Source organism: Parabacteroides sp. CH2-D42-20 (assembly GCF_003670185.1).
Classification (GTDB): Bacteria; Bacteroidota; Bacteroidia; order Bacteroidales; family Tannerellaceae; genus Parabacteroides; species Parabacteroides distasonis.
This window is the reverse complement of the sequence record NZ_RAYG01000046.1, coordinates 1-21154: the sequence shown is the minus strand read 5'-3', so window position 1 is coordinate 21154 and position 21154 is coordinate 1. Positions and strand designations below refer to the sequence as shown.

Below are 21154 nucleotides of genomic sequence, written 5' to 3'. Positions count from 1 at the left end.
CAAGTCATTACCTCAAAATCGGGTAATTCTCCCAAAGTCCTTTGTATAAGTCACTAACGAAAGTTTTCCAGAATTACGTAAATATCTTTGATATCTCTCTCTGTTGGAGGAAAAACGCTTCTCTCCCTAGGAAATACTTCTCCAAGAGCCTATATATTCTTTGTCGAATAAGCTCTATTTCTTAATTTGGCGGCGCTGAATTTATATTCACAGCCGCTGAATATACAAATGCCGCCGCTGATTGTAAAATCAGTGGCGATAATTTAAGAATAGAATAGGTACCGATCAGGCTTACCTATAGGTACGCATAAGTTTTATTCTGGCACAATCAACTTTTATATGTTTTTGTGGAAAAGAATCTGGATAATACTTGTTTAATCGAAGAATAATATAGATATTGCATGCATCTAATAAAGACTGAAATACCCTGCAAACCATATGATAACAATAGGCACCTTAAAACTAGATTTAGTTGCGGATCGGGAACCTTTCGTTCATGATTTATATGGTCGTTGGGATACCTTTAACCGAACCTCTTTAGAAGGGATCGTGGATGAGATTTTAAGCCGTTATGATACGGAAGATGAGTTGATCCGGATCGAGAGTTTAGACTTGGATCTAGGTGGGCTAGAAGAAGATGAATTCTATGAGCAATTCCCCCGTAGACTGGCAGAGAGACTGGACGAGACTTTCGCTTCTTATTTGCGAAGTAAGGAAGAGCATCCCGACCGAATCGCTGTTGTTCCCATCAGGCAATCTTGGCTGGAAGTATTTACCTATTATATGTCGCACGGATATTGGCCTTGGCTGGAAGAGGAGAGGCTCACCTTACCGGAACTTCTAGATAAATTAGTACGAATATCCCCGATAGAATTAAGTCATTTCCTGCGTGAGAAGGGAAAGGCGCTTACCATTCGTAAACGTCTGGTCTTTCAATTGGATGATATCTATCAAGAACGTTTGGTACATGTGGTGGTACCCTCGGAAAGCTCGTTTATAAACGCTTATGCCCGTTTCTTGCAAGACTCTTATCCCGAGATAAAGCGTCCGGAGATAGGGAAGAATGATTACAGAAACGCTATCTGGATAATCCTATGGGGATATTTATTATCTCAGGATCAAGGCTATTTCAACCGGAAACAAATGGTGACGTACACGCTGCGGGAATTATCCGGCTATTATTCCATTTCTTTTGTGGATTTACTGGGGATGCTGACGTATGATTTAGATAAGTTCGCCTCTACCCGCTTGTTCATGCCCGAGTTATTGTCGCTCTTGAAGGATATCCGGCTAGAGACATTATCGGAAAAGGAATTCACTAAAAATCTCTCTCTTTTTTCTCTGGAAGAATTGAAGGCTTTGCTCGTGCGGCGGGAGAAGAGCTTGACTTTCTTATCTGGGTATAATGAGGAACAGATTTACCAGATCGTGGAACAGGTGATCCCTGCGGAGAGTCCGTTTGTCATCGACTATGCGAGAGCGTTGGATAAGGAGAAGGAATTGGGTATGCTCGAAGGGAAAGCCGGGAATGATTTCAGGATACTGAAATGGGTGTTTATCTTCGAGGTTATTTTCGGTAGGGGGGGAAGCGTATTTTCCCGCCATCAGTTTGCCTTCTCCGTGTTAAAGGAATTGGCGGCGCATTACAATCTGACGGTAATGGAGTTATTGGGATATTTTTACCATACCTTGGCAAGTGGGCTGCTAACGGCTTATCCAGCCGTTCGGGAATTGATCATTGCTTTGTACTTGAATGCTCTCGATGATTCTCCCGCCGATATATCCGTTTATTACCCGGAAGATTTGAAAGATCGGTTGTCTAATTCCGGTTTGTGCCGTCGCTTTATCCGTTCCTTGCGCGAGGAGCAAATCTATTCGGTGGTTAGGCAAATCGTTCCGGTGGAAAGCCATTTCATTATCCGGTATGCGCAGACGCTGGATAAGGGGAAAGAGCAAGGGCGTTTGGAAGGAAGGGTGGGCGGCGAGTTCCGGCTGTTGAAATGGGAGTTTATTTTTCTGGTACTGTTTAGCGGGCCATTAACCGCTTTTAGCCGGAAACAATTCGTACGTTCGGTGTTGGGACAGTTCTCTGCTCATTATAATATCACGGTGCGGGAGTTGATCTCCTATTTTCATGAGGGAACACATGGGGAATATCCGTGGGTTCCGGAAGAGTTACGTGAGATAATAGACCTGCTGTACGAGGATATGGATAAGGAATCTCCCGAGCTTTTATTCTCTGTTTGGTTGAATGAGGAGAGGAAAGCGTATCGGTTGGGACAATTTATAATCACGGGCCGTTCCGATGAACCGCTGGGCGATCTATTTGAGTACGTGAGTGGTTTGGAGAAGACGAACCCGAAAATCTTACTGGACCAATTACGGCAATTGAAGGACATTCCTTCATCCGGAATAAGGGTGGAAGAGCCGATAGAGGCCGCTCGTATCTTCGCTTCCTTATTACTGTTTGTCATCCGTGAATACGGTCTGGCTTTTCCGAATCAAGTATCCTTGATCCAATATCTTACGAATGTAAAAGAGAACCGTACTTTTGGGGATGCCGCTCGGTTGCGCTTATTATTGCATGAGTGTATGTTGGAGGATATGGATGCGTTCGCACGTACTATGGAAGCTTTACTGGGTACGAAACAGGGGAAAGTGCCCGAGCTTCCCATCCGTACGATTTCTCCCGCTATCTATCCGTTCAATTCTCAAAAGATGGAATTATTGGAGGAATTATATACAGGGGCGACTCCCGCTTTGCGTTTACTTGTCGAGGAGGTAATCCGCTTGTTTCGTCTCAATAACTTCGGGTTGGAAGAGAACGTTTGGTTGGGGTGGTTACAGGCTCTTTCCGGCAACGTTTACCGGAATTACTCCAAAGATGGATTGTTGTTCCTCTTTTGGCAGCATTTGAGGGAGTCTGTGTCAGAGGAGGAATTGCATAAGATAGAGACTTTTATATGTCGACATACAACTAATTTATCTGAATTGTCAGTTTTTATATATCAACTTAAAAATAATATGGATATGGATGTTTTGAATGGCCAGTTAGAAGATCATGGCGTGTCTATTAACAATGCGGGCTTGACGATCATAGCCGTCTATCTGCCAATACTTTTTCATAGGTTAGGCTACTTGAGTGATGACAGACGTGGCTTTAAATCGAGAGAATGCCAAGTGAAGGCCATTTTTGCGTCTCAACGTTTTGTAACGGATGAGAAGGAAATCCCGGAGCCAGAATTATTCTTAAACAAAGTCTTGACGGGCTATGATAGTCCGGAACCGCTTCCTCGCTCGTGTGATTTAACTGAGAATGAATTAGAGATGATAGAGCAATTGAAGAAAGCGGTACTTATGAATTGGGATAAGATGAGGAATACGAGCTGGGAAGGTCTTCAAAGTACTTTTATCCGGAGAAAGGGAGTGTTAAAGATGGAGAAGAATAATTGGACGCTAACGGTCGAGGAGAGAGCTTTTGACGTCTTATTAGATTCGATTGCTTGGAACTTCAGGTTCATTAAAACTCCATGGATGGAAAAAACACTTAGAGTAAAGTGGCGGTAAATAACATTAAAAGATAACATTATGAATGCGGATCGGATACAGATTCAAGAAGGACCTTCGCGGGTCTTTCAAAACCGTAAAGGTGAATCAACACAATTGATAGAAGATAACCGGGTACAATCTGCCTTGCAGGCTAAAATGGTGGAAACTATGCAATGTGACGCAATGGATGAGGATGATTTACTGCAAGGTAAGTTCGCCGTTCAGCGGGATGTGGAAGATGAGGATGAGCTTCTTCAAGGAAAATTTGTGGCCCAACGGCAAACGAAGAACCAGACAGGGATTCCGGATCATGTAATCCAAGGCATGGAGTCTTCCTTCGGGACGGATTTCTCCTCGGTACGTGTACACCCGGATTCATCGAAAGCGCCGGAGGTTGGGGCTTTGGCATATACGCAAGGTACGGATATCCATTTCGCCCCGGGGCAATTCAAACCGGATACGTCTGCCGGGCAGCAGCTATTGGGACATGAGTTGACACACGTCATCCAGCAAGCCGAGGGACGTGTGCAGCCTACTACCGAGGTAGGTGGAATGGCCGTTAACGATGATTTATCCTTGGAACACGAGGCGGATGTGATGGGTGCTAAAGCTGCTTCTGTCTTATGAACGAGTGGATCGATTGGTTCCAGCGGGTATTGGATGTCTCCATTCGTTTGTATTTCCGGCAGGAGTGCGATTTATCTTCCGTCTATGATATCCCACTCCCGAAGGCAGGACCGCTTTGGAAGGCGTTGTTGCCGGAACAGGTCGATCCTACTTTCGACGAGTGGATGGTGTTGATGTTGGCCTTAATGCCTCATCTTTCTCCGCAGATGTTGGATATTTTTTTTGTGCATAATAAGAATTTTGACCGTCCTTATACGGAATTTGGCGGTTGGAAAGGACTATCGCACGGAGGATTCTTGCCAACGGGCGAGACGGCCGTTTTCCTGTTGGCGGGCGATCGTGTGGAACGCCGTCTGGAAGTGGTTCGTCTATTTCGTGAGGAGCATTGGTTCCATATGTATCACGTCGTTGGCTTGGAAGGAGCCGGGAATGGTGAACCGTTCTTGAGCGGACAACTGCGTATATCGGAGGATTTCTTGTACCGTTTATCTTTTGAGGGAGAATATAAGCCGGACTATAATATGGGTTTTCCGGCCAAACGGATTAGTACGGCTTTGAATTGGGAAGATGCCGTATTGCCTTATTATGTGCGTGAGGAGTTGGAGGAGATAAATAATTGGATTACGGGGCATCGGGTCATCCTTTCGGACTGGGGATTGAGTCGTTTTTTGAAGGCCGGTTACCGCACTTTGTTTTATGGCCCGCCGGGAACGGGTAAGACGCTTTGCGCGACCTTGATCGGCAAGAAGAACGGGATGGATGTATATCGTATCGATCTTTCCATGATTGTCTCCAAATATATCGGCGAGACTGAAAAGAACCTTGCGAATGTATTCGACCAAGCGGAAAACCGAAATTGGATTCTCTTTTTCGATGAGGCGGATGCCTTATTCGGTAAACGAACCTCAACGAACACTTCTAATGATCGCCATTCGAATCAAGAGATCGCTTATTTGCTGCAACGGATCGAGGATTTCTCGGGAACCGTTGTTTTAGCCACAAACTTAAAGAGTAATATTGATGAAGCTTTCTCCCGTCGTTTCCAGTCTATTATCTATTTCCCGATGCCGGATCAAGACTTACGTGAGGAATTATGGCGTAGAATGCTTCCCTCTTCTTGGCTACCTGCGGATGCGGACAAGATGATCCGTATGGCAGCTACTTATGAGTTATCGGGTGGCTCCATCTCGAATGTGATCAGGCGTTGTGCCCTTCGGTTGCTAAAGCAAGACACTCCCCGGCTAGATTCCGATATCTTATCTATGGCGATCCGCCGGGAATTGAATAAAGAGGGCCGGTGGTGATTTAAGGCAACGGCTCTCTTTCCCGGTGCCCGATCGGTACGATGATTAAGAGAAAAAAGAAGAGTGGGAGCGCCAACAGTATCATTTGAGTCCATATGTCGAAAGTTTCCCGTGAGGATACGATATTGGTGATTAGGTATAATACCAATACGATCTCGGATATGAATACCAGTAATAGAGGCAAGACATATCGCTTATAATGTTGTGCCAACATGTAGAACTTACTGGATGTCATATACAGGGTGATTAGGATTAATAGTATGAGAAATAGGAATATATCACCCAATACGAAATAAATAAGCATCGGGTTGGAAAATTCCGTATTTGCCAGTTGCGCCAGATCATCGGAGCAACTGGTGAGTTGCTCGCCTTGCGGAAAAGGATTTAGCAAATAGAATAAAGAGTTGAAAAGATTATCTAGTAAGGATACCTCGCATTCTTCCTCATACATGACCATCTTGAGTACTGGTTCTTGCTTATTCTCTCGATTTTCGCAAGTAGTTACGGGAACGCCCATTTCATCGTAATCGACGAAACAAAGGCGGTCTACCAATTGGTATTTCAATAGAATGGATAGATAACCGATATGTTTTTTCTCCTTGATAGGGAATATGACATTTAGATCGTAGTTTTTATATATTTTATTACCATCCACGCAAAAGGAATCGATTACGAAACTAGTGGACTTCACGAATTGTACAAGTTCTCTCCGGTTCTCCAGTTTAAAATCGAAATCAGGGAAGTAAAGAGTCAATCCGTTGAGTTTCCGGAGAGACGGGTTTCGGTTGATCGTACCGGTACCCTTTGTGAATAAGTTATTTAAAAGAGCCATCTGGGATTCTTTCGATCTTAAGAAATCATTCGTCGCTTTTGAGTTTCGGAATAGGACTAGTAAATCGACGGGTGTATCCGAATAAACGGGCATATCTATCAAGCACTCCTGTTGTTGCCAGTCGCTTACTTGGCTAGGTTGCCTGCTTTCTGTATCCACTACATACCCTAGATATTCCATTCGGCTGAATTTCCGGATAAGGTTTGCCGGTAATTGCTCATATACGGATTGCAGCCAATACGGTACGATCGGAAAAGCTCGTTGGTTGTATTGGCTTAGACGTTCGGATAGGCGTTCGGTTTCCGATGATGCGCCATCTACCTTGAATACGGGAATACTGCAATTTCCCTTTTTCTTTTGTGCGGCGATCTCTTCTTTGCTACGTTTATCGAAATAACAGAAGAACGTACGAACCGTGGAGGGGCGCAGTTCACGCACGGATAGCAACCAGTTCTTTACGGCCTGCGTGTAAGTGGTGTCGTAGACGAATGGGATGAAGCCGGTTTCCCTGTATCCGATGGCGTCTTCTTCCCAGGGCGTAATGTTGAGAGCGATGGAAAGAGGGGCTTCCTTGATGAAAAACTCAATCGTTCCGCTTCCTCTGATAGAAGGATTCTCGTCCGGGTTGTCCAGAACACCTGTAACATCTTCTGTCCATACGGGACAAATGATATAGCCTTGTTTATCGGAGTTGAGCAACGATTGCATATTATCCAGATCTCCGGTTTTACCTTTGAAGAAATACATATTCTCGACGGTAGGGGGAGGCAAGATCTTTTCCGGTTCTCTTTTATTGAAATAATACCACAAAGCTTGCGTTACTTTGACTGGGCCAAGCTTTTCATCAAAGAAGCGGCAGAGAGGATCCGCATTGGCTTTATTCTTGGATGCGGTTAATAACTCGTTTCCGAACAGCCAAGGTGTATATGCGCATTGCTCTACATGATCGGGTAATAAGGAACTTGGGGACTGTAAATAACCCAAACGTGAGATCGCTTGGTTTGCGTCCGGGTTTGTTACGAAAGTGAAAGCATTCCCCAATTCAGCGGGATAAACGATATAACCGCATTGTTCCGTTAAGATACGTTGGGTGATCGAGTCCATAAGAGTCTGGTAAGAGACGATCGGGGTACGAATCTCTTCCAGTTCTAACTCGTTCCGCTCTCCTAAACTCCGGAAATAATCCAATCGCTCCGAGAGACTTCTTTGGGCGTTAACGGCTTGTGCCATGATTACATGAAGCAATAAGCCCAATAAAATGCTGTGGTAGGTAGTTCGATATCTGGTTGACATAAGGGTAAATTTAAAGTTCGATATTTATTCGTATCAGATTATTCTTTAAGATTTCTCCGGTACGGCCAATCTCTTTGTTGTCATTATCGGCCCAAGCTTTTCTCCATGCCTTATAGTCCTTGACAAATAGGGCTAGCTCTTTCGGAGGAAGCCAATGAACCGTGAATCGTAGATGTGCCGGAATCTTCTCTCTCAAGAATTCTTCAAGACGAAGCTGAAAATCCGGCCGTTGCTGCGTACGTTCTGTTTGCGAGAGGATTGCCGTTAAGGCAAATTCCCGGGAGGGGACTGAATGATCAGTCGCCTCCGGTGAATGCAGGAGTATGTTTTCCAGAATGAAAATTTGCTCTTCCGCATCTTCCCATCCGAGTATGGAATAGAGATATCTTTCCAATCCAGAAAGGGAGTCTGCGTCGAATAGATTACAGCCCAGATACCGGTCCCGGATAAGTTCCGGTAGTTGTCGCAGGAACCGGACTCTTCGTTGACGGTTTATCTCTTTATTGGAGTAGCGGAGAAAAGGCTGGTTGCTATTTTCGCCGTAGATTTTATCCAACGTATCCAATAGCAGATCTTTGTTTTGTTCCATAGAAGCGGAACCGGGTGTTTCCATATTTAAGGCCATCCAATCTTTTAGATGATTCATTTCTTCATGTCCCTCCGAAAAGAGATGGTCGAATATAGAAAGATATGCCTTGAATGAATCGGTAAACGAGTCCTTGTAGCAAATTGGGAAATCATTTGTGACGCTATAATCATTCAGATGAATATGGCGACTGTCCATGAGGATCGATTTGGCTTGTTTTTTCTGTTCTCGTATTGCATGGTTGATATTATTCCGCGAATGCAAACGATTCAATACTTTTGTGGCATTAATCTCTACCGCTTGTTGGTTTTGGTAAAGTCGTATCTTGATTTGCTCAGGGGAAGATAATGCCAATGTATAGGCGTATTCACCCTCTTCAAAACCTTGAAATTCCAAAGAGTGTATCGATAGAACCCCTTGTATCTGCTTGATCCCTTTGAAAAGCTTGTATATGGGAAGTGCGCTACCTGTATAATGACTTCCCGGTGCGAATAATTGAATCGCCTCCGTATAAATGGCGATCAAGGTTTTTTCCGGAGAGATACTACCGTCTATATCGATATTTCCAATGAGTAATAAAGGTTTCCTTCTTACGAAATGGATTGCGTGTAGGTGTTCACCTAAATTCCGGTTTGCGTGATATAGTTTCTTAATCTTTTCCTTGATTTTCTTTTCTTCCTGTTTGTGTTGATCTTCTGAGATAAAGGACGAGAGTTCTATAAATATGTCGAACCATCCGTGACAGATCTGATCATTGGATCTATAGGGATGGATTTGTATGTCCGATAAGTTAACTAAGAAGTCAGTGTTATCTAATTGATCTAAAAAATGGTCTCGGTAATCTTTGGGTGTCACAGGGGCCATCCCGGAAACCCGTTCAGGACTGAACAAGCCGTAATCCTCCGGATTGAAACGATTATCCGATCCGGTGAGATATTGTTCTAATGGGAAACTCATTTGGTAATCCAATTCGCTTAAGGCGTAATTTAAGATGTCCAGAGTCGTGATTCCCGGGTCGTGCGGGGCATGGTCTGTCCACAGTTGCCCTGAAAGCTCCCGGATTGTTTCCAAGGCATTCTTTTGGAGGCTATCGAATATGGATTCCTCCTTTTTTAGCTCTTGCAGGTTGGGCAGATCATCCATGGCTATTCTTGATTAAAGGTGTTTCTCCGGTCGGAGGCGTCCATCCGGTAATCTTTCCATAAATCGGTTATCTGGAAACAAACAAAGATGTTGTCTCCATAATCCCGTCCGCTACGTATTTGCAACTTGCATTTTTGTCCGGGGCCGTACCAACGGAATTTGATCTTGTTAAAAAAGGAACCGAACCAGGATTGATTCGTACGGATTTTTCGATGTTTTCCGTAACAATGGATAGCCGTGGCTTCCACTAATGCGTATTGTCCGCTTTTTAACTTACCGCATCCAGCCATGATGCGGTAGGCACGACATCCTTCCGTTGGTATTTGCAGGGTATGCCATTCGCCATCTGCGGGAAATTTACCCCGTATCGCACCGTCGAAGCGGGTTGCGGAAAGACTGCCGTTGATACGTATATCCATACCGGGTTGGTTCATCTCGATGCGACCGTTTGGATGAAGCGATAGTATCGGTTCATCTTGCCCTTGACGTATGATATGGAGTTGGCTATTGTTACCTAGGTATATTTTCCACTCTGGAATATTGTCTTGTATGTTCGTGAATAAGCTGATGACGGGACTGTTTTCCTTGGAAGGAGCTAACCGTAAGCCATCATCCGGATTTTTATCGATCCCGTCGTCGGAAATATTGACCATGGAATCGATTAATTCGTAGAAATGCTTTTGGTTGGGCATACTTCCGCGCTTAAAGTATTCTTTTAGTGTATTTCTGTTTGTACGAGGCATATCCGGTTTGTTTTATTTGTTAATAATAAAATTACTTCCAACTCCTAAATATCCGAGTCCGAGTTGTTCCAGTAGTTCGTCTTTTTGGTCAATATATAGCAAATGCCTATCAGAAGGAACTAATATGCACCAAGGTTGGGAAGGGCTAACGTTGAAATTTTGCCTTGCCTCTTCCGGGTAGCGGTTTAGATAATAGCTCTTTTGTTGGTCTTTTGCCGTATATACGACATGCGCTACGCTTAATATATCAATGTCCACGATGGCTTCACACTCTCGTATGGAGTTATAAAGATCTGTCGATGAGAACGAAAGCCCAAATACCGGGATCTCTTCCTTATCTCGCCAAGGCGCGATACAATTATTAATGCGTGCCTCTGTCTGGCGGAGTATATCTCCTACGGGATATCCGGGCTTTATCCGGAGGTTACAGCAAACGGTTACTTCCTCGTAGACCGGAGTGATAGCGTCAACGGTAATGAACGGACTTGTCTTGTCACCTATATAATCTTCGATTCGCATGAGTAGCCTATGTTCGCATAAAGGCAAGATCTTTTTATCTTTCTCCTTTTGCATCACGACCAATGTTACGATCGGGCTCCTGTTTTGAGCTTTACTGTCTATTCCGGGCAAGCAAAGTACTTTTTCGACTTCGGGGAACTGAGCCAATGTTATTTGCTCGTAATCCCTAGGCAATACAGCCCGGTTCCGATGGGACATCTCTTGGGTGATCCGGAGCCGCATATCCTCTGGCGTTTCCGGCGAACGTCCTCCTTTAGCGGGTATGATCTGGTAAATATCCGTAAGTCCCGGCATACTTTTCTCGAAAGAAACGAGTCCCGTGAAGCTTTCGAGTTCCTCACTGATCAGGGCTTCCATTTCTTCGGGGATTTCTAACCGGGCTTTCACTGGGTTTAGATAGACATTTCGTATGGATGAACAATTTTGCGTGTGGCAAGATACTTTTGCCGAAAGCCAGAAATCTCCATTTATGTCTAGCATTTCCTCGCTAATAGGTGAGGGAAGTAGGATGTCTACCAAACCTGTATTCAACAGATTCCCGGTTGTATCGGAAAGTAAATTACCCGGTTTGATAAACTCCCATTGCTTGCCGTTGAAGAAAGACCATTGTACGCAAGGAAGATATTCTTTTCCGATTTCCCGTTTCAAGGCAGCCATCTCGAAGAATAAACGGATCTGGTCGTTACCGATCGAGTTACCAATACCGAATAGAATAATCCCATCTTCTGTGGGAACTTCCACCATTGGGAACGGATGACGTAGATCGATTTCATGTAATTCCTTTTGCCTCAATGGATGGATATGATAGATACGGCATCTATCTCTTGGGGTATCGCCATTGAAAAAGTATTCTTCCTCGGCGCTATAACCGATACCTATACTTTCAATCATAGGGTTGTAAGGAGGTTTGGGCACCGGGGCCTGTTTACGGGTATGGCTGTTTCTTATCATGATATCCGCAAAGAGCATCCGGTACTCCGTCTGCCCGAATCCGCCGTTCGGATCTGTGAGTCTAATCCTGAAGAAGCCTTGCTGGGTTTTCGTATATTGATATTGCTCTTCTTCCGTGGAGACCGTAATGTTTTTGAATGGTTTGTCGTAAACGATCTCGCTGTACTCCGAGAGCTTTCCCCTAGGGGAAGTATGCTTGTTTTTCGTATTGAAGAGACAAGATGTACTTCCCGGTAATTTTACCCATTTCTGGTCTGTTAGTTTTTCCCATTCAACTTTGAAGGTGGTATTATCGATAGGTGTCTTATATGCTTGATACAAATCATAGAAACCTCCTTCCGAATAAGGTAGATCCGCCCATTGCAAAGTAATACCCATGGATTGGATAGGCTTGATCGCTATCTCATAATTACCGAATGCGAACCATGAGCCTTTTTGAGCTTCTAACCCGAATAAAGGGAAATGTACGCTTGCGTCTACTTCTCCCAGAGGATTATAGATTTTCAAGGATGACATGCCGGATACATGTACCTTTATCTTTAAGCTAGTAATAAAAATACGGTGTACCCAAGAGTAGGGGAATAACCAAGCATCCGTGTTCATCAATATACGGAGCACTGGGTTCCGTGTTTGGCAACCATGAGCTTCAGAGCAAGGTGTTGTAGGGTCGAATTTCTCATTAAGGACGAATTTCAGATAAAAGGAGTTTTCGTTGATGAATGTCAAGGTGTAGGCGTATATCGGGGCCCAACCTTTCTCTGTGCTTAACTCCAATAGGAAAGCGTCGTTTAATACACGCCCGGTTTCGTGGGAAGATTGTTCCGTGGTAGCGATTAATTCTTTGAAATATGATATGGAGTCTTCTTCTAATCCGAATGTGATATGTATATCCCGATGTCCTTCCCGAAGTAATAACATGGGAGATTCGATCATCAGTCCGGCTTGTATAGAGGATTGGTTCTCAAAGATTAGCTCTGAGTCCAGATTGGGCTTCTTAGAAGGAACGTTTCCGATCCTGTCATTCAACTGTTTTTGCCAGATGGACGTAACGAAGCCTAATCGGCTCGCTGGATATTTTTTCGGATCTTTTTCCAATAGTAACGAATGTATACTCGTTATTTTCATGTCATTGACCGAATAATCTTCGTCCGTACGATAACAAAATTGGATATCTTGCGCAGGAAATGGAACCTGTGTTATAATACCTGTACCTTTGGATAACTGGGCTTGCCGTGCGGTATTATTCTTCACGGCGATAAACCAAGCGGAAGGAATAATCGCTTTTTGGGGAGATTCCTTCAATATTTGGTTGACATAAAATAACGGATAAGCTTCCCAGCGTTTATTGAACTGATCTACCAGATATTGATAGTTTTTCAAGAAAGCGATTAAAACAGCTAATGAGGGATCGGTCTCTCCGCTTTTAGCGATTTCTTGGATGTAAATCTCCCGTTTGTTTTGTAAATTACGGAGGATACGTAATAATAGGTAGAGACTTCTACGAACCGTTTTAGGATTGGATAGGGTTATTAGCTGAAGTCTCTGGTTATATTTCTCCATATCCAGAAATAAATCGGACATGGAATCTCTAAAGATCCGATGATTCAATCTTTGATACCAATCAGAGAACTTATGGTATAGAGAGTTTCTTAGATAGGTGATTTCTCTGTTACTTTCCGGTGAGTTCTCATTTTGCCACAAAATGAAACTCTGTTCGATCCCGATTGTATCTGTTTGCTTGATCTCATTGAGTATGGCTAAGGATTGGTAATGATATAAAAAGGATGATTTCGAAAAGGCACGAGCCAATAAATTGGAGAGATTTTTCTCGAGTACTTGAAAAGGCTCATGTATCCGGAAATCATTCTCCAATTTTTTTCTTGTCAATCCATCTTTATTCCATTGTTTATTCATCGGTTAGAATCAAAATAGATAGGATAGGTCAATTCTTGTTGGACATTATTCATACGTATCGTATAATAAAGTTCGATAATCAGAATGCCATCTTGAATCGAAGCCTTATTAATTTCTATGCGATCAAGCGAGACTCTAGGCTCGTATAAGAGAACAGCTTTCTCAATAGCGCTTTTAATCATGGTCTCCATGGTAAGATCTAATTGTTCAAACTGATAACGATATAGTTCCGTACCGTAATCCGGACGATGTATTCGTTCCCCTGTGCGAGTGGAGAGAAGGATGATCAAGCTTTGCCGGATGTCTTCTTCATAATTAGACATGCGGGTGGGATTATCATTATGGCTGAATTCTGGGGGGAATGCCCATCCTTTACCTAAAAAACTATTTTTGTTCTGCATAAATCATTCGATTTAATTAATCATTACAACGCCTCCTTTTACAACGGTTTGGCCGGATGCGGATATTTCGGCGGTGGCAGACCCTTTTACTTTAACTCCCATTTGTGCGGAAACCTCGATATTCAAGCCATTTATTTTGGTATCTTGCTTAGACTTGGATTCGATACCCATTCCTTCTGTCTTGACATTCCCTCTTGCCTTAAATATGAGATCTTTGCCGGATTCTACCATAATTCCGTTTTTATCCATACAGACCTTGTTCTTATTAGCATCGGATAACAGAATTTGCTTTTTGTCATCATCCAATATGAGCGTGTTCTCTCCGGGAGTCCCTATTGTGATAATCTTTTTATCATCGTCCAAAGTAATTTTCAACTGGTTTTTTGTAACAATTGTCTTTAAATTATTTTTTGGATCTAAAGAAACCGGCGTTTTTCGTTTGCGACTGTACAAACTTCCGATAATCACAGGGTGGCAGGGGTCCTCATTGATGAATTGCAGGACTACCTCATCATCGACTTCCGGTAGAAATAACATGCCGACCCCATTGCTTGCGTACGGACTGACCGGCCGAGCCCATATCTCCGTCTTCTCACATTGTAACAAGGGTATATCGACTAATATAAAATTCTCGAAATCTTTATTATCTCCGATCTTTTTAACGATCCCTATTTGTAATCCTCGTATACCGGGCAAAAAACCACTAGCTGCGGGAGCGACTACATCGGGCTCTTCGGTAATGACTACCGGATTGAAACCCATATAGACTTGTGTCTTCCATTCGCCTCCTTGTAGTGTATGTTCTACTGATTGAACAAATGCGTTTCCACTATAATGTTTGCTTAATCCTTCTAATTTGATAATACAGCCCGGAATAATAGACGCATTCCCGTAAATTGTGATGGAGCCTTGAAAACGTGCCAGACCGCTCCATAAAGCTTGCGCATCGGCCCAAGCATGTAAAGAAGCGTCGCCGATGGGAGCGTTGGTTTGATAAAGCATCACTTCATTTGCCAGACCGGATAGATCCTTTGCGGCGATATCGCCTTGGGCATTGAGAGGAGGTTTGCTGGCGGTGGCTTTGATAATTTGTTGACGGCTCACGTCCCAAGCGCAGGCTTTTGTATCTGTGTATTGCTCGGAAGCGGATATAGAACCATCGAAAGCGATTAAATTATCTCCATAGGTGATGGTTAAGACCGGGGAGGCGGATACATTCGGTTTACATACCTTGACTTGTTTACCGTCAGTGATAACGACTAATCCGTTATTTTGTGCTCGTGTGAGTACAAAATCCCAATCTGTACAATAATATTGTACCAGTTGTGGAATTTCTATACCGGTGCTATCTACTTTGGCAGAAAGCCCGTATTGTCCCAGAATCTTCTTGATAACGGCATCATCTTTACTATTTTCATATACATTATTTTTACGTCCAAAGGTTGCAGGATATGCGAACCCCCTACATTCTAAAACAAATAGAGTTTGTTGTTCGCTATTGATTTTTAACTGATGGGTTGTAACGCATCCCTCAAATAAGGTGCTGACCTTATCTGTTGGACCCGCTTGAAACTTAAGCTCCGTACCCGGATTGAATATTTTGTTGTCTGGTATTTCAAATTGGCTGTTGTCGATAATATCAGCGCTGATGGAGATCGTTGCTTTATCGATCTTATTACATGCTCTGTATATTTTTGCATTGATTACGGAGTATTGCTCCGTTACATCTTTACCATTTAGGAATAGTTTGATTATAAATGAATTATCCATATTCATTATATTTTAGGGAACCATAATTGAGTTCCGGGTTTTATATCTCTAAAGCTGATTAGGTTATTAATGGAGGCAATCATTGGAGCGTAACCAGAATTTTTATATTCTTTTGCGCATAACCCGATTAGACTGTCTCCTTGTTTAAAAGTAACGAATTTACCCTCAGCTTTTTGATTTTTCTTTTTTGCTTGTGTCTCTCTACTACTAATCGCCTCTGTTAGTGACAAGGAGCCTTTAGCTCGTAAAGGATTACCATTGGGCGAGAATAAGGTGTAATCCCAATTTAGGCTGGTTAATCTCCCCTTGAAAATGAGACTCCCCCAAATTACTTTAAGGAAGCAAGGGCTGGGTGGATCGATCTCTGCGCTAGGTAGAAAAATGATATTCTCCAAATCCTTGATCCTTTCTGTCACGGTTTTTTTCCCCGTCGGGATAATACCGGTACCATCGAAGTGTATATCAAAAGAGAGAGTGGAGGGGTTGGTGTGTTTATACTCCGGTAGTTGCTTATCCTCTTTTATGCTTTCGTCTTTCTTATAGGAGGTAGATTTGCTTAACTTATAGCTATCCGGATTGATTTGGACGGTGATATTACCCAATTTCTCGCCACCTTTGTATTCAATTGATTTATATGCCTCGATGATCAACTTTTGGTTCATGTTTTACCGCTCCTTTCTACAAGAAAAAAGGTTAGACAAATCTTTCTTGGCCTCACGAATTATCTCCTCTTTGATTTGTTGTATCAAATCACGGGAGAGAGGGAGGTCGGGTTCCTTTTTCTGTTGTGTCACTTTTGCGGACACTTGGATTTCTTTTATAGTTATAGCCATTGCTTAAATTGTTCTTTTTTCGTATCTTCTGTATCTCTTATCGACATACGGATCAAATTAGTATAAGCCATCTCCAATGTTTCAATCACCAACTCATTCTTTTGGGAATTCAATGCGCTAATGTCCCATTTTACAGGGTAAGCATTGAGCACAGACCAATTATTTAGGGGAAAATGCCCGGCATCCAGCAATGATATAGTTAAATTGACGGGAACGATCTGGGCACTTCCATTATTTTCCAATACTTTAACCACATATGTCTCTAGCACATGAGGCAAAGGCATTAAAGAACGTTTCAACACAAGGTTACCGTGCTTTCGTCGGGTAGGCACCTGATAGCTGAAACTGTTTTCTCCCCCTTCTTTAATCGTTTCCGTCTCCATTTCAAGTTGTAGTCCCGAGACCTCTTGGAAAGAGGTCTCGATCAATCCTTCGAAAGTCACGTTGAAATAAAACGCTACCGGAGGAGGGACAATATGATCAAACCTTAGCATTAAGCGTTTTCTATGGTCAATCCTTCATGCGCTAAATCTAAGGTTTCGATGGCAGCCTCGTTTCCATCGGATTTTAAGCTGACACCGGTAACCTTAGTCGGCCATGCGTTCGATAATTTCCAAACCATCGTAGGGCTTCCTGCTTCATCCAGTAAGCTGATTGTTACATCTTCTCGCTGTATTGTGTTCATTTTTATCTTGTTAAACCAATCGAATAATTTGTTATCCGCTTTGAAAACCCCTTTCTTTAGACTGACATTGCTCGTCTTCTTCAGTCCCGGCATCTTGATATTTGAGAAAACCGGGCTATTACCATGTCGGTACTCAATTACTTGGGCTTCCATATCCAGACCAGATACCTCTTTAAAAGCGATTTCCCCGAGGCTACCTAATTCTACCTTAAAATAAAAACTGGGTAACGGCCATACATTATCTTGTGCTTCTCCTGCCATATTCGTATTTCTTTAATAGGTTTTAATTCTTAAATTATCAGCTTTTTTGCATTTGTTGTTGGAATGTGATCTCGATAAATTCCGCAGGTCTGGTAATAGCCACGAATACGGATATCCTGAGGATACCTTCCAGAATATCCTCGGGAGTCATCGTGTCTCCCAATCCGATATGAATGCTATATGCGTCTTCGGGGGAAGTTCCTGCTAATCCACCTCGTTTCCATACGCCCCGTAAGAATCCGTCTATCATACTACGCATATTTACCCATGTATTTGCTACATTCGGTTCGAATACATAGGCACGGGCGGCGTTCTTGATTGATTCCTCTAGGAAGATCATCGTACGCCTTACGTTAATATAACGCCAGTCTAACGAGTTACCATCCATCGTGCGGGCACCCCAAACCTTGATTCCTTCACCGGGGAAGCTACGGATTGCGTTTACGGCTTTTCCGTTCATCGGTACGTTCAGATCTTCTTGCTCGGCATTTGTGATCGAGAGTGCGGGTGTGACTACGTTATTGATGGAAATATTCGCAGGGGCTTTCCATACTCCCCGGGTGTTATCTACCATAGTATAAAGACCGGCCATTGAAGCTGAAGGCGGAAGTAAATTGATCCTCAAGCGAATCTCTCTCAAAATGGAGCGGTATACGGAACTGACTTGGTATAATAAGGTATGGAAACGTTCCGCCTCGTCCTCTTTCATGGTAAGCAAAAGCTTGAACTTGTCCATAAGTTCATTGACAGCCTCATTCGTTACACCGGACTTCTTTGAGAATTCGTTCAAGATCAGTTCCTCCAATTTCTCTAAACTATCCTTTTCTATATTATAAAAAGTGATATCTTTCTCGGTGACGATAGATGTATTTATCCATGGATAATAGGAGGCACAGTACGCAAGGAAATTGCTACCTATATTTTCCCGGAAACTTTTGATAACCGCACCGTTTTCATCTTTGTATCCGTTGAAAACATCTAATATGGCAAAGCGATTTTTCATATCGTTACCACAGTGCATCAAAGCGGCAGTTTGAACTTTGTAACAATCGCCTTCCTCCATATATACGGCTTCCGGAACGACGACCAACGTGGGCTCCTGTTCTTTTTTTAAGGCTAAGAGCGCATTTGTAAAGTCTATGCTTTTAAAGTCATGCTCATAATCTCCTACGGAGACGATATAGCACGGTCCTCCACCGTTAGCGTAGAACAACAACATATTATAATATAAAGCATAGAACGTTTTTGGCAAAGTAAGCTGGCAACTTCCGTCGGGGAATAATACGTTTATGTCATTGGTGGTGTCCTCACTCTCGGAATCTTCCGGACGAATTCCGAATCGCAAGGTGGGAGCGAAACCGAAGAACGAATGGAACTCAGCCATAGAAGATATACGGAAAGGGATACCGGTCAAATCCTTGTTACCGTCCCGTGCGAATTGGGTATGCCCGATAAAGGCAGGGATGGCGGTAGCGACTTCTACGACTGAATTAGGAAAAGCGTTTTTCTCTATGATATAAACGCCAGGGGTTTTCATTTGTGCCATACGTTATTTTTTTAAGGATTTAGATATAAAGAATTTGTATAATAGAATTCTCGGTAGATTGTAATTCCTTTATAAGAAAACGTCCCAAAGAGGGAACAGGAACATGCCTTAATAGCATTCTTTTAGCATATTCTCTTTTCTCGTAAATCGTGATATCTGATCTTCTTTGGTAATAAGACTCTTCCTTAATCTTTATCGGATATTCTGTGCTGATACGAAAAATGTCCTTATTCATGAAACGGATTTGCTCGGGATTCTTGAAGCTAATATTTTCCGGTCCATTATCCTCCATAAAAATCTCAGTGGGTATATAATCAGGGTTACGGGGGATCAAAATAAAGTCCCAATAAGCTTCTTTTGTTTGATAATGTATATTTTTCTCTATAGGACACCCCGCTTTGAATAATTCCTTGGTGACATGAATGATTACGTTCATCATATTGATCCGGTTATCAATTATTTGTATATCCGGATCATTCTGTTCATCAGGCAAAAGGGATCGTGTATAATATAAGAAATTAGGATCAGCCAAATGTACTCGAAACTCAAAATTAAGGCCTTCCGGAGTTGTTGATAGATGATCAAGAAGCATTTCTTTATCTCCAACTATTGAGTATCGGTTTGCTTCTGTAGGAATGAAGGGAAATAGAGACCCACCTAATACGGCCCTTGATTTTATTTTGGATTCTATGTTGAAAAGTCTTGAAGAATTGCTTTTGTCATTATATTCATGAGTAAATGCAACATTGATTAAAGGTTCTATTTTCATTATGGGTTCATTTTATAATTAATAATATTTTCAAAAGTAGACAAAAAATACACATCAAGCATTCATTGTCATATGTTTGATAACATTTTTCCTAATTTATTTCTTGACTCGATATTCTTTGTTTTATATCCTTTATTTCTTTTCCGTCGAATGAGATCATTCGTGCTTTACACAGTACTGAGGGATAATAGTGTCCACCTAAAATACTCCATATATTACTGAGTTCTTGCATACTGGTAGTAATAGGCTCAAGTGTTACTATGTCTTGCCCCGGTATATTTAGACTGGGGTTTTGCTGTAAAAATGAGATGGTGTCAGACAGTATTTGTATGGATTCCAGATATCTTTTGGGGGTGAAAATAGCGGCTACCATAATATATATATTCAAATGCCATGGTGGGGATGTGCGTTGGAATGTATTGCCTTGTGCCTTTCTGTAAGGACTAGAGATTCCCATGGCTGTTTCCCGTTCGATGTTTACGATAGAAAGTATGATTTTATCCGATTGATCTTCGGCAGGGGTTGCTTCAATGCTTCCTGCTTCTACTATAATTTCGGCCCGCTCATAATAGCTTGAAAGGAAATCATTCATTTTCTCGGCAAGTGTGTTTATTAATAAGTGTATCATGGTTTCTAATTTTGTTTCTGCTAAAGATATGGAATAAATTTATGTGTTCTATACTATTCTTGTTTTTTATTTCCAAAAGTTCCTTAGTACGTCCAAGAACTATGAGGAGTTGTATGCCGCAGGAGGGGAATCTATGATTGTGACTATCGTCGATTATATTAAGACCGGAATCGGCATCCAACATTTTAATTATTAATAAAGTCCATACTTATTGTATTTTTCTCTCTTAATACTTCCGTTTTTGATGCATTTGTCAAAAAACACGTACATGTTTTTCCAAATTCTCGTACGTGTTTCTGGTAAAAGACGTACATGTTTTTTTGAAAACACGTGCGTCTTTATAATTATGTGATATACAGTAAACTAAAAAGGGCGCATTTAATTTTTGGTTCTTGTAAAAAATGTTTTTGAATTAGAAACTGTTTTGATTTAATTCTAATGTTTTTAGTTAGTAGTTTTTTATTTAATACCGTTTGCTACTTTAAATAGGAGGTAACATGAGTGGATTATGGAATAAGGGATACGATGTCTTGTGCCTTATTACACGTACATTATATAACTTGTTAAGACATGAAAAAAATATCACAAAAAAGTTATGAAAAAGTTTGGAGGTTATGTTTTATAGCGCTACTTTTGCACCCGCATTCGAGAGAGAACGCCGGTACAAAATAATGAAACAAACTTTTAGAAAAAAAGTTCCGAAATAATTTGGAAGTTTAAAATAAAAGTCCTTACCTTTGCAGCCGCAATCGAGAAACGATAGCGAGAGAGTTCTTTGAGAGATTTACATAATTCAACAA

The 21154-nt window shown here is 42.1% G+C and carries 16 protein-coding genes; 3 read left to right on the top strand and 13 right to left on the bottom strand.

Going from position 1 to position 21154, the window contains the following annotated elements; translation table 11 throughout:
* Positions 1–438: 438 nt before the first annotated feature.
* Genes D7V92_RS20505 through D7V92_RS20495 form a run of 3 tightly spaced genes read left to right on the top strand, consistent with a single transcriptional unit; the run spans position 439 to position 5480 of the window.
* Positions 439–3567, top strand: a complete 3129-nt coding sequence (locus D7V92_RS20505) for a contractile injection system tape measure protein (protein ID WP_121773671.1) — start codon at positions 439–441, stop codon at positions 3565–3567.
* A 21-nt stretch (positions 3568–3588) separates the two neighbouring features.
* Positions 3589–4176: a DUF4157 domain-containing protein gene (locus D7V92_RS20500; RefSeq protein WP_121773670.1), complete on the top strand. Its 588-nt coding sequence runs from the start codon at positions 3589–3591 to the stop codon at positions 4174–4176.
* A complete protein-coding gene (locus D7V92_RS20495) occupies positions 4173–5480 on the top strand; it encodes an ATP-binding protein (protein WP_121773669.1) in 1308 nt (435 codons plus the stop codon). Before D7V92_RS20500 ends, D7V92_RS20495 begins: the two co-directional genes overlap by 4 nt.
* 1 nt (position 5481) lies before the next feature.
* Here the strand turns inward: D7V92_RS20495 and D7V92_RS20490 are convergent, their stop codons facing one another.
* From D7V92_RS20490 to D7V92_RS20435, 13 genes are all read right to left on the bottom strand, one after another.
* The gene (locus D7V92_RS20490; RefSeq protein ID WP_121773668.1) at positions 5482–7605 is read right to left on the bottom strand and encodes a hypothetical protein; all 2124 of its coding nucleotides are present in this window, start codon (positions 7603–7605) and stop codon (positions 5482–5484) included.
* A gap of 10 nt (positions 7606–7615) precedes the next feature.
* Positions 7616–9334 (bottom strand): hypothetical protein, encoded by a 1719-nt coding sequence (locus tag D7V92_RS20485; protein ID WP_121773667.1) that lies wholly within the window; start codon positions 9332–9334, stop codon positions 7616–7618.
* A gap of 2 nt (positions 9335–9336) precedes the next feature.
* Positions 9337–10077 carry a hypothetical protein gene (locus D7V92_RS20480; protein WP_005861427.1) on the bottom strand — a complete coding sequence of 247 codons (741 nt, stop codon included), beginning with the start codon at positions 10075–10077 and terminating at the stop codon, positions 9337–9339.
* A gap of 12 nt (positions 10078–10089) precedes the next feature.
* A complete protein-coding gene (locus tag D7V92_RS20475; protein WP_121773666.1) occupies positions 10090–13461 on the bottom strand; it encodes a hypothetical protein in 3372 nt (1123 codons plus the stop codon).
* Complete coding sequence (locus tag D7V92_RS20470) at positions 13458–13862, bottom strand: GPW/gp25 family protein (protein ID WP_005867028.1); 405 nt, start codon at positions 13860–13862, stop codon at positions 13458–13460. The genes D7V92_RS20475 and D7V92_RS20470 overlap by 4 nt, the downstream gene beginning before the upstream one ends.
* Positions 13863–13874: 12 nt before the next feature.
* Complete coding sequence (vgrG, locus tag D7V92_RS20465; protein ID WP_057328116.1) at positions 13875–15632, bottom strand: type VI secretion system tip protein VgrG; 1758 nt, start codon at positions 15630–15632, stop codon at positions 13875–13877.
* Between the two features lie 5 nt (positions 15633–15637).
* Complete coding sequence (locus tag D7V92_RS20460) at positions 15638–16294, bottom strand: hypothetical protein (protein ID WP_005867031.1); 657 nt, start codon at positions 16292–16294, stop codon at positions 15638–15640.
* A 3-nt stretch (positions 16295–16297) separates the two neighbouring features.
* Positions 16298–16465: a hypothetical protein gene (locus tag D7V92_RS22330; protein WP_005867033.1), complete on the bottom strand. Its 168-nt coding sequence runs from the start codon at positions 16463–16465 to the stop codon at positions 16298–16300.
* Positions 16456–16959, bottom strand: coding sequence for a phage tail protein (locus D7V92_RS20455; RefSeq protein WP_005861439.1), 504 nt, complete (start codon positions 16957–16959; stop codon positions 16456–16458). The genes D7V92_RS22330 and D7V92_RS20455 overlap by 10 nt, the downstream gene beginning before the upstream one ends.
* Positions 16959–17411: a phage tail protein gene (locus D7V92_RS20450; RefSeq protein ID WP_005861441.1), complete on the bottom strand. Its 453-nt coding sequence runs from the start codon at positions 17409–17411 to the stop codon at positions 16959–16961. Before D7V92_RS20450 ends, D7V92_RS20455 begins: the two co-directional genes overlap by 1 nt.
* Before the next feature lie 37 nt (positions 17412–17448).
* Positions 17449–18957: a phage tail sheath C-terminal domain-containing protein gene (locus D7V92_RS20445; RefSeq protein ID WP_005867035.1), complete on the bottom strand. Its 1509-nt coding sequence runs from the start codon at positions 18955–18957 to the stop codon at positions 17449–17451.
* 19 nt (positions 18958–18976) lie between these two features.
* Positions 18977–19726, bottom strand: coding sequence for a hypothetical protein (locus D7V92_RS20440; protein WP_036613620.1), 750 nt, complete (start codon positions 19724–19726; stop codon positions 18977–18979).
* Positions 19727–19817: 91 nt separating this feature from the next.
* A complete protein-coding gene (locus D7V92_RS20435; RefSeq protein ID WP_036613622.1) occupies positions 19818–20354 on the bottom strand; it encodes a DUF4255 domain-containing protein in 537 nt (178 codons plus the stop codon).
* Positions 20355–21154: the final 800 nt, after the last annotated feature.

Bases quoted from the DNA above. Each gene is read 5' to 3' on its own strand.
- D7V92_RS20505 (WP_121773671.1), top strand. From the start codon at position 439: ATGATAACAATAGGCACCTTAAAACTAGATTTAGTTGCGGATCGGGAA.
- D7V92_RS20500 (WP_121773670.1), top strand. From the start codon at position 3,589: ATGAATGCGGATCGGATACAGATTCAAGAAGGACCTTCGCGGGTCTTT.
- D7V92_RS20495 (WP_121773669.1), top strand. From the start codon at position 4,173: ATGAACGAGTGGATCGATTGGTTCCAGCGGGTATTGGATGTCTCCATT.
- D7V92_RS20490 (WP_121773668.1), bottom strand. From the start codon at position 7,605: ATGTCAACCAGATATCGAACTACCTACCACAGCATTTTATTGGGCTTA.
- D7V92_RS20485 (WP_121773667.1), bottom strand. From the start codon at position 9,334: ATGGATGATCTGCCCAACCTGCAAGAGCTAAAAAAGGAGGAATCCATA.
- D7V92_RS20480 (WP_005861427.1), bottom strand. From the start codon at position 10,077: ATGCCTCGTACAAACAGAAATACACTAAAAGAATACTTTAAGCGCGGA.
- D7V92_RS20475 (WP_121773666.1), bottom strand. From the start codon at position 13,461: ATGAATAAACAATGGAATAAAGATGGATTGACAAGAAAAAAATTGGAG.
- D7V92_RS20470 (WP_005867028.1), bottom strand. From the start codon at position 13,862: ATGCAGAACAAAAATAGTTTTTTAGGTAAAGGATGGGCATTCCCCCCA.
- vgrG (WP_057328116.1), bottom strand. From the start codon at position 15,632: ATGGATAATTCATTTATAATCAAACTATTCCTAAATGGTAAAGATGTA.
- D7V92_RS20460 (WP_005867031.1), bottom strand. From the start codon at position 16,294: ATGAACCAAAAGTTGATCATCGAGGCATATAAATCAATTGAATACAAA.
- D7V92_RS22330 (WP_005867033.1), bottom strand. From the start codon at position 16,465: ATGGCTATAACTATAAAAGAAATCCAAGTGTCCGCAAAAGTGACACAA.
- D7V92_RS20455 (WP_005861439.1), bottom strand. From the start codon at position 16,959: ATGCTAAGGTTTGATCATATTGTCCCTCCTCCGGTAGCGTTTTATTTC.
- D7V92_RS20450 (WP_005861441.1), bottom strand. From the start codon at position 17,411: ATGGCAGGAGAAGCACAAGATAATGTATGGCCGTTACCCAGTTTTTAT.
- D7V92_RS20445 (WP_005867035.1), bottom strand. From the start codon at position 18,957: ATGGCACAAATGAAAACCCCTGGCGTTTATATCATAGAGAAAAACGCT.
- D7V92_RS20440 (WP_036613620.1), bottom strand. From the start codon at position 19,726: ATGAAAATAGAACCTTTAATCAATGTTGCATTTACTCATGAATATAAT.
- D7V92_RS20435 (WP_036613622.1), bottom strand. From the start codon at position 20,354: ATGATACACTTATTAATAAACACACTTGCCGAGAAAATGAATGATTTC.